Origin of the sequence: Lentilactobacillus sp. TOM.63 (assembly GCF_030361045.1) — a bacterium.
Lineage (GTDB): Bacteria > Bacillota > Bacilli > Lactobacillales > Lactobacillaceae > Lentilactobacillus > Lentilactobacillus dabitei.
On the sequence record NZ_JAUCAP010000001.1, the window covers coordinates 75,671 to 83,338 of the forward strand.

The following is a 7,668-nucleotide window of genomic DNA, read 5'->3' on the forward strand; positions in this document are numbered from 1 at the left end:
TGTTGGAATAATTGGTCCTTTCTGTTAAATTCTGAGATCAAAGCACTTGTTGTTCAAGGCTAAAACTATTTAACAATAATTACCCGGCCATCATGCTTCTCTTCAAGCAACTGGTGGCCCTTTACAAAGCCATCCCGATTAAATGGCAATGTATAGCCGATATTCACGGTTAGTTTCCCATCCCGCATCAAATCCACAACTGCCTTCAGCGCCTCCCGATCAGTCATGGCATTGGTTGGGTGAATATGAACAAATTTGATCGGCTTGTTAGTCATTGGTGAGTTGTGGGCCACGCTGGCAATTGTGCCGTTAGGTTTCACCATCTTGACATCGTCATCAGTGCCAGCACCATTCATCGCGCTGTTAATCACGACATCTCCTTGGTCAGCCAGCACAGTGGCTGGATCACTTTGATCATAGGCAACAAACTGGGTTGCCCCAATCGATTTAACAAAATCTTCATTGTGGCTTGAGGCAATCCCGATGACATTGGCACCCAAATCTGTGGCAATCTGGACGGACAGCGAGCCAACCCCACCAGAAGCGCCCTTCACGATAACCGTCTGGTCAGGTTGGACATTGGCAAAATACTTCACAGCTTTGTAGGCAGTTAGTCCAGGAGTAATGATCCCGGCTGCCCGGGTTGGTGTGATTCCGCCAGGAACGTGAACCGTCGCGTCAACATCTGCCAATACATATTCCGCGTATCCCCGTTCCGTGTGAGTCATCACTAATTCGCCAACGCCAAAATCAGAAATCCGGCTGCCAATTTCTGTCACTTCACCAACAACATCTCGACCGGGAATTAATGGTGATCCCAAGCTACCACCATTTGCCCGTTCAGAACGCTCACGATTATTGAGACCAACCGCAATCGTTTGCACTAATACTTGATCTGGTGCAGGAGTCGGTTTTTCAATTTCATATTCTTGAAAAACGTCCGGGCTCCCATGTTTGACATATCCATATGCTTTCATTGTGCTGCCTCCTTAATCATTGTAATAGCGCAATTGTAAGCGCAAACAGGACGAGTGGCAAGAAAGTTGTCGTTCGCTTATGGAGAAAATAAGCAGGAACGCGGGCCAGATCGCATTTAAAGTGCAGAAGGAAGGGAACAATCGGCGTTTTTGATCTCAGAACGGAACAAAAGAAGCCCAATGACTCCTTATATTGGAATCGTTAGGCTTCTTTCGTTACATAGTCGGGATACTCTCTGGTGGTAGCTTCCAAAAAATTGCAAAGAATAAATTTAAAATAAATGATTATCTGCCGAATTGCCACCAGTGCTTTTTATGCCCCGTCGATTCATAATGAGTCCCGTTAGCTGAGGTTGGTTGATAGTTATCTGGAATGTGGTCGTCGTCTTGTTCATCTGCCGTTTTGGCTTCGATCGTCTTAGTTTGCATTGAGTTTGCACTCTTATTTTCAAGCTGTTTGAGCTTGTTTTGAACGTCCAACTGCAAACGTTGTGATTGATCCAGTAATTGATGGAGTTCAGCGATTTGTTTATCCTTTTCTTCGATCTGTTTACGCTGGTCATCCAATTGCTCCGCCAATAGTGCGCTTTGGTCCTGGTTACCCTTAACAGAAACCTTATTTCCGGTTTCCTTTTTAGACTTCCGAGTTGCCGATGCCGACTGGTTCTTGAATTGACCCTTAAGTAACTCGATGCCCTCATCCTTAATTAAAATCTTGTTACCTTTTTTGATCGTATATGTAGATCGGAACTTGTCGTCCATATGTTTCCTGATTGCAGTTTTGGAAACTGCTAATTCGTCCGCTAACTCTTTAATCGTTAGTTCCATAATGTCGCCCCCAAATAGGATTTGATTCGCGAACAGTCCAGTTCGCAGATACACAACATTCATTATAATGATTAAACTGGCATTCGGCAACTCAATTTCTGTTTCCATTCATAAAATTATTTTGAAGGTAAAATCCTCAACATTAAAATGAGATTAAAGTTTCTTATTGACAATCTCATGAAAATTGCGGTAAACTACTCGCAACGTCTAACGATAATAAAATGGTTTTAGTCAGGATTAACACGATTTAATTGCTTTGATCGAGGAGAAAGCCGCGATCGTTTTCGTATTTAGTTTATAGAAGGTTTGCAGTTAATCAACTGTTTATTGTGAGGTTACTGTTAGAACTTTCGTTGGATTCTTATAGATAATAATTGGAGTGGTACTTGATGAGTCGTTTAACTGAAAAAATGTTCCGTAAAGAGGATCCGTTAGTCTATCAAGACAAGGATTCACACCTGATCCGCAGCATGACCACCAAAGACTTCCTCGCACTGGGAGTTGGGACAATTGTTTCAGCTTCAATCTTTACCTTGCCGGGAGTCGTCGCTGCACAGCATGCCGGTCCCGCTGTTGCATTATCATGTTTAACGGCCGCAATCGTTGCCGGCTTAGTCGCTTTTGCCTACGCTGAAATGGCAGCCGCAATGCCATTCGCCGGATCCGCATATTCTTGGATTAACGTTGTCTTCGGCGAATTCTGGGGTTGGATTGCCGGCTGGGCACTGCTTGCTGAATATTTTATTGCGGTTGCGTTCGTGGCATCCGGGCTTTCTGCCAATTTCCAAGGATTGATTTCAACGATTGGTTGGAAACTTCCGAAGAGTTTAGCGGCGGCCTCCACAGGGAATAACGGTGGCCTCATGGACCTGGTCGCCATTGTTGCCATTATCTTGGTAACCCTATTGCTTTCCCGAGGAGCTTCCCAAACTACCCGAGTTGAAAATACCTTGGTTGTCTTAAAAGTGATCGCAATTCTAATTTTCATCTTTGTTGGGGTCACTGCGATTAAGATGTCCAACTACAGCCCATTTATCCCTAAGTATCATCCAAACGCTGATGGTTCGGCATTCGGTGGGTGGCAAGGCATTTATGCCGGGGTTTCGGAAATCTTCTTGGCCTATATTGGCTTTGATTCAATTGCCGCTAACTCAGCTGAAGCAAAGAACCCGCAAAAAACCATGCCTCGTGGAATTTTAGGATCATTAGTGATTGCCGTCATCCTGTTTGTTTCCGTTGCCTTGGTATTAGTCGGCATGTTCCATTACTCAGATTATGCCAACAACGCCGAACCAGTTGGCTATGCATTAAGAAGAAGTGGTCACGCAATTGTTGCGACAGTCGTTCAATCAATCGCGGTTGTCGGAATGTTCACCGCTCTAATTGGCATGATGCTGGCGGGTTCAAGACTTGTTTATTCATTCGGCCGAGATGGCCTATTGCCAAAGTGGCTTGGAAAGCTTGAACATAACCTGCCTAACCGGGCATTACTCGTCCTAACGGTGATTGGTATTTTACTGGGAGCATTCTTCCCATTCACGTTCTTGGCACAACTTATCTCCGCTGGAACCCTAATCGCGTTTATGTTCGTTTCAATCGGAATTTATGCTTTGCGTCCTCGTGAAGGTAAAGATATTCCGACACCAAGTTTCCGAATGCCACTGTATCCAGTTTTGCCTGGGCTCGGCTTCCTTGGTGCCCTGGCCATCTTCATGGGCTTGGATATTCAAGCGAAAACTTATGCGCTCGGCTGGTTCATCTTTGGCATGTTAATCTACTTCGCCTACGGAATTAGGCATTCCACATCGACTGCTGATAAAATTGCTGAACATAAAGATAAATAATATCAATTAAATTTGAAAACATATGACAAATGGCCGATTCTGACCATATTAAAAAACCAACTATTCCAACAACCCGGAATAATTGGTTATTTTTTATTTTGAAATCAAATCGTCTTTCAGTCCGATCTATTTCAATTCAAACTGGAGGATCTCAGGATTGTGGTCCGAGTTCGCAAAGCCCAGATACTTCACATGAACGCTCTTCACTCGAATGTTATCGGAAATCAGGAACCCGTCAATTAGTGATACGTAAGTCTTTCCTGGATGAAATGGGGTCCCATTCGCGCGCACAGATGGCACTTTTGCGGCAGCCAAGCCATCATTAGCTACTCGAAAGCCTTTAGGCAATTGAGCCGTGGGGAACGGATGGGTCCAATTCTCCCGCTTTTCAGTCGTGCCGAAGACTTTTGGACTGTCACCCAGCATGTCATGATTATAGTCACCGGCAACTAGGACGTAGTTTCCGTTTGCGGATTCCGATTTCATTTTGGTAAACAGCTTATTGAGCTGAGCCCTTCTCACCTTGGCATTCTTTGTAAACGCCGATAAATGCAAATTGAATACCGATAATTTTTTCCCATTCTCAACCGGAATGTGAGTGACCGAAAATGCGCGGTCCAAATCCATGAACTTATTGAAATCCGTATCAATTGGCAACGAATAACGCGTACCATCAGTCATCCGTGCCTTGGCTAATGTTACCAACCCGGAGTTGGTCTTTCCAATTGGTCGGGTTAATGGATAGAACAGGTAAGCTGAATCATAGTTTTGCGCATAAACGTTGGAATAGTCAGCGAATTTTCGTTGCAACCACTTCACCTCATTGACATGAAACGAGCGATCACCATTCGTATCAACTTCTTGGAAAAAAGCAAGCGTGGGATTTTCCTCCTTCACAGCCTTGGTGATCCCGGTCATATCCCGTTCAACCGATTGTCGACTATACGCTCGAGAATACTTGCCACCATCCATAAAAAACGAGTAACTAGCTGGATACGCCGCATAACCAATGTTAAACGTCATCGCTTTATATGTCGTGCCGGTTTTCAGCACCGTTTCCTGATGATTTTGGGGACGCAACTTAATGTTGTCCGCTAATCGATGATAGCTCAAATACACATAAGCAACGTAACTGCCGATAAGAATCGCAAATCCAAACACGAACATTAAACAAATTTTGAAAAACTTTTTCATGACAACCTCTCATCTATTTAAATTTTAATCTGATTTTTGAATCCCTTCATGGACAGCCACAGCGCCAACCAGCAAATTGCCCCGATTACAATATTAATAAGGGCAATGGCTTGTACCGGAAAAGCTTCAGCGACCGAAACAAAGATCATCCCCACACTACCCATGATGGTCCCACCAGCGCTATACAGTGACGATGCGGAACCATTGTCGTTCTCCTGCTGCTTCAAAACCAGGTAAGTTCCGGGTGGCCGAATCGCACTACTAGCCAGGGTGGCTGGAAATTGGGTGAGGGCAAACATAATCGGGCTACCCAGGCCAAACATGAGAATCAAGCCGCCGCTGACGATGCTGATAAAGAAGCAGCTATAAATGATCACAAACCGGTCAATGAATTTTGACAGGGGGATATAAACCAGCGGCCCCAGCAGCATGCCAATTGCGTTAAATGCAAAGAAGAAGCTAAACATCTGACTGCTGAGATGGAAAGTGTTTTGATAGATGTACGACGAAGAGGAAATAAATCCCAGCGAAATGATCGACATGGTCGAAAATACTAGCAATAGCGCGGTGAATCCCGGATCCTTCAACAGAACCCCCAAACGGCCAAATGAACGCATCACGCTGATGGTTTCATGTTCCGGGTGATGGGTTTCTTTGAATATGAGCGCCCCAAGGACAACGGTTAGCCCTAACAACGCTTGAGCAAAGAAAATGCCCCGCCAGGAAATAAACGTCAATAACAGTGACCCAACTACTGGCGCGATCGCAGGTGAAATCACCACCATTGACTGAACAATTGCCAACGTTGTTTCTTGTTTTCTACCCACATAGACATCCTTGATCACCGCAGTTGCCACCGTGGTTGCCACACCACCACCACAGGCTTGAAGAATTCGAAACAGAATGATTTGAGTGGCACTGGTGGCAATCCCACACAAAATGCTGGCAATTAGGTAGCCTACCAAGCCGATTAATAAAATTGGTCGGCGGCCATACCGATCACTCAATGGTCCCCAGAATAAAGTTGCGATACTGTAAAAAATAAAGAACAGAATGAGGGTCAGGTTCATCGTGATTTCTGGAACATTGAAAAAGTGGGTCATTTCAGGAAGGGCTGGTAAATAAAGATCCGTCGATAATGGCACAAAAGCACTTAATAAGGCTAAAAAAATAATAAAACCAGTATTCCCTAATCGGGGTTGAACTTTGCTGGAACTCATTTACGATCCCCTCCTCTTTGAAGCTGAATCCCGCCACGCCATATTGATCGCCCTTTCATTAGTAACCGGGTCAATTCCCCGAGATGTCTCAATAAACCCCTGCTTGAGATAAAACTGATACGCAGCTTGATTCTTCTCGTAAACAGATAAGGTCAGCTCATCGCGCGTGCGTTTGGCAGCAGCGATGAGCTCTCGACCAATTCCCTGACCACGGTAGCGTTTATCAACAAATAGGCCGGCGATATAATTGTCCTCGATGCCCAGGAAACCTTGGATGACATTCGCTTCCTCATACAAAAAGAGCTCCGAATCACCAATTTGCGGTTTGACCTCCGCATAGTAATTGCGCCAATAATTGCCGTTAATAAACCAGTGGGCTTCCAAGTTAGCCGTTAGCCAGATGTTGGTGACTTCATCTAATTGGGGGCCGGAAAGCCCGTGAGTATGAATAATCATGACAAGGTCCTCTCCAAAATCCTATTCTATCCGTATTGTAAACTAAATCGAATTGAAGCACATCTACATCGCTTTGATGATACCGCAAATTGATTAACTTGGGACATTAGTTGCCCCCAAAACAGGAAAAATATCGATATTAATGACAATTTTGTTCGGATTTCGTGTACAATAATGATAAACATAAGGAGGATTTACTCATGGCAGCCTATAAAAACAAAGTATATCTCGCTTCACCGTTTTTTAGCGATGGTCAAAAAGATCGGATCGATCAAGTGATTACGTTATTGAAACAAAACCCTACGATTGATAATGGTGCAATCTTCAATCCGCAGGAACATCAATTTGAACAAGAACCATTTGGTAGCTTTAAGTGGCAGGACGCCGTCTTTGCTTCCGATATGCGCCAGGTTCACAAAGCAGATGTCGTTGTTGCAATTCTGGATTATCAACTCGAAGACGGTTTAACCGAGCCAGATTCCGGAACCGTCTTTGAAATGGGTTCAGCCCATGAAGCCAACATCCCCGTCATTATGGTTCAATTTGGCGAAAACAGTCAACTCAACTTAATGCTGGCAAGGAGTTACACGGCCTTCTTCAATGGCAAGGATGATATCCAAGGCTTGAAGGACTATGACTTCAATAATTTGGAACAGAAGTATACCGAGAAAAAAGTGCTTTAATTCATCATAATTGCAAACTAAAAAGGTTCTACAATATCTGTTGTTGGTAATAGATTTTATCTATTACTGATGACAGATTTTTTGTTTCTCGTTAGAATAAAAAAACGGACATTTCCTGTCCGTTCATCCAAGTCAACCACCACGAAGATTTTTCAGAAAGAAGGAAATGCCCTATGTGCAATGATACTACAAAATTATTACTAGGAATAGATGACGGGAACCTAAAAATCGATGACGGCGAAACTGATAAGGATGGGGTTATTCGCTTAACGGGCCACTTGGATTACACGCCGAAGGCTTGTCCCAGGTGCGGGATTATCAACGCGCAAAAGATTATTAACAACGGCTGGCGCAATACCACTATCAGATTCTCAAAGGTTCTGAGCAGTACCGTCATCTTATCCTTAAAACGCCGTTATTTTCACTGTAAAGAATGTCAGGGCAACTTTCTTGCACAAACAGCGGC

At 44.1% G+C, this 7,668-nt stretch carries 8 protein-coding genes; 3 read left to right on the top strand and 5 right to left on the bottom strand.

The window, feature by feature from the left end; all coding sequences use genetic code 11:
• Positions 1-65: 65 nt before the first annotated feature.
• Entirely contained in the window at positions 66-977 is a 912-nt protein-coding gene (locus QUF07_RS00420) for an NADP-dependent oxidoreductase (RefSeq protein WP_217342310.1), read from the bottom strand.
• Positions 978-1,262: 285 nt separating this feature from the next.
• Positions 1,263-1,805 (bottom strand): HTH domain-containing protein, encoded by a 543-nt coding sequence (locus tag QUF07_RS00425; RefSeq protein ID WP_289426559.1) that lies wholly within the window; start codon positions 1,803-1,805, stop codon positions 1,263-1,265.
• Between the two features lie 389 nt (positions 1,806-2,194).
• Between QUF07_RS00425 and QUF07_RS00430 the strand changes: the two genes are divergently transcribed.
• Positions 2,195-3,649 (top strand): APC family permease, encoded by a 1,455-nt coding sequence (locus tag QUF07_RS00430; RefSeq protein ID WP_217161408.1) that lies wholly within the window; start codon positions 2,195-2,197, stop codon positions 3,647-3,649.
• 126 nt (positions 3,650-3,775) lie between these two features.
• Here QUF07_RS00430 and QUF07_RS00435 read toward each other — a convergent pair whose 3' ends face one another.
• From QUF07_RS00435 to QUF07_RS00445, 3 genes are read right to left on the bottom strand one after another with little or no spacing between them, the layout of a single operon-like run.
• A complete protein-coding gene (locus QUF07_RS00435) occupies positions 3,776-4,843 on the bottom strand; it encodes an endonuclease/exonuclease/phosphatase family protein (protein ID WP_217161407.1) in 1,068 nt (355 codons plus the stop codon).
• Between the two features lie 17 nt (positions 4,844-4,860).
• A complete protein-coding gene (locus tag QUF07_RS00440) occupies positions 4,861-6,063 on the bottom strand; it encodes a multidrug effflux MFS transporter (protein WP_217161406.1) in 1,203 nt (400 codons plus the stop codon).
• On the bottom strand, positions 6,064-6,519 hold the full coding sequence (locus QUF07_RS00445) for a GNAT family N-acetyltransferase (RefSeq protein ID WP_289426560.1): 456 nt from the start codon (positions 6,517-6,519) through the stop codon (positions 6,064-6,066).
• A 200-nt stretch (positions 6,520-6,719) separates the two neighbouring features.
• Here QUF07_RS00445 and QUF07_RS00450 point away from each other — a divergent pair, with 200 nt between their 5' ends.
• Both QUF07_RS00450 and QUF07_RS00455 read left to right on the top strand, forming a co-directional pair.
• Positions 6,720-7,202, top strand: a complete 483-nt coding sequence (locus QUF07_RS00450; RefSeq protein WP_217161404.1) for a nucleoside 2-deoxyribosyltransferase — start codon at positions 6,720-6,722, stop codon at positions 7,200-7,202.
• A 173-nt stretch (positions 7,203-7,375) separates the two neighbouring features.
• The coding region (locus QUF07_RS00455; protein ID WP_289426561.1) for a transposase family protein at positions 7,376-7,668 on the top strand (293 nt) is incomplete at its 3' end.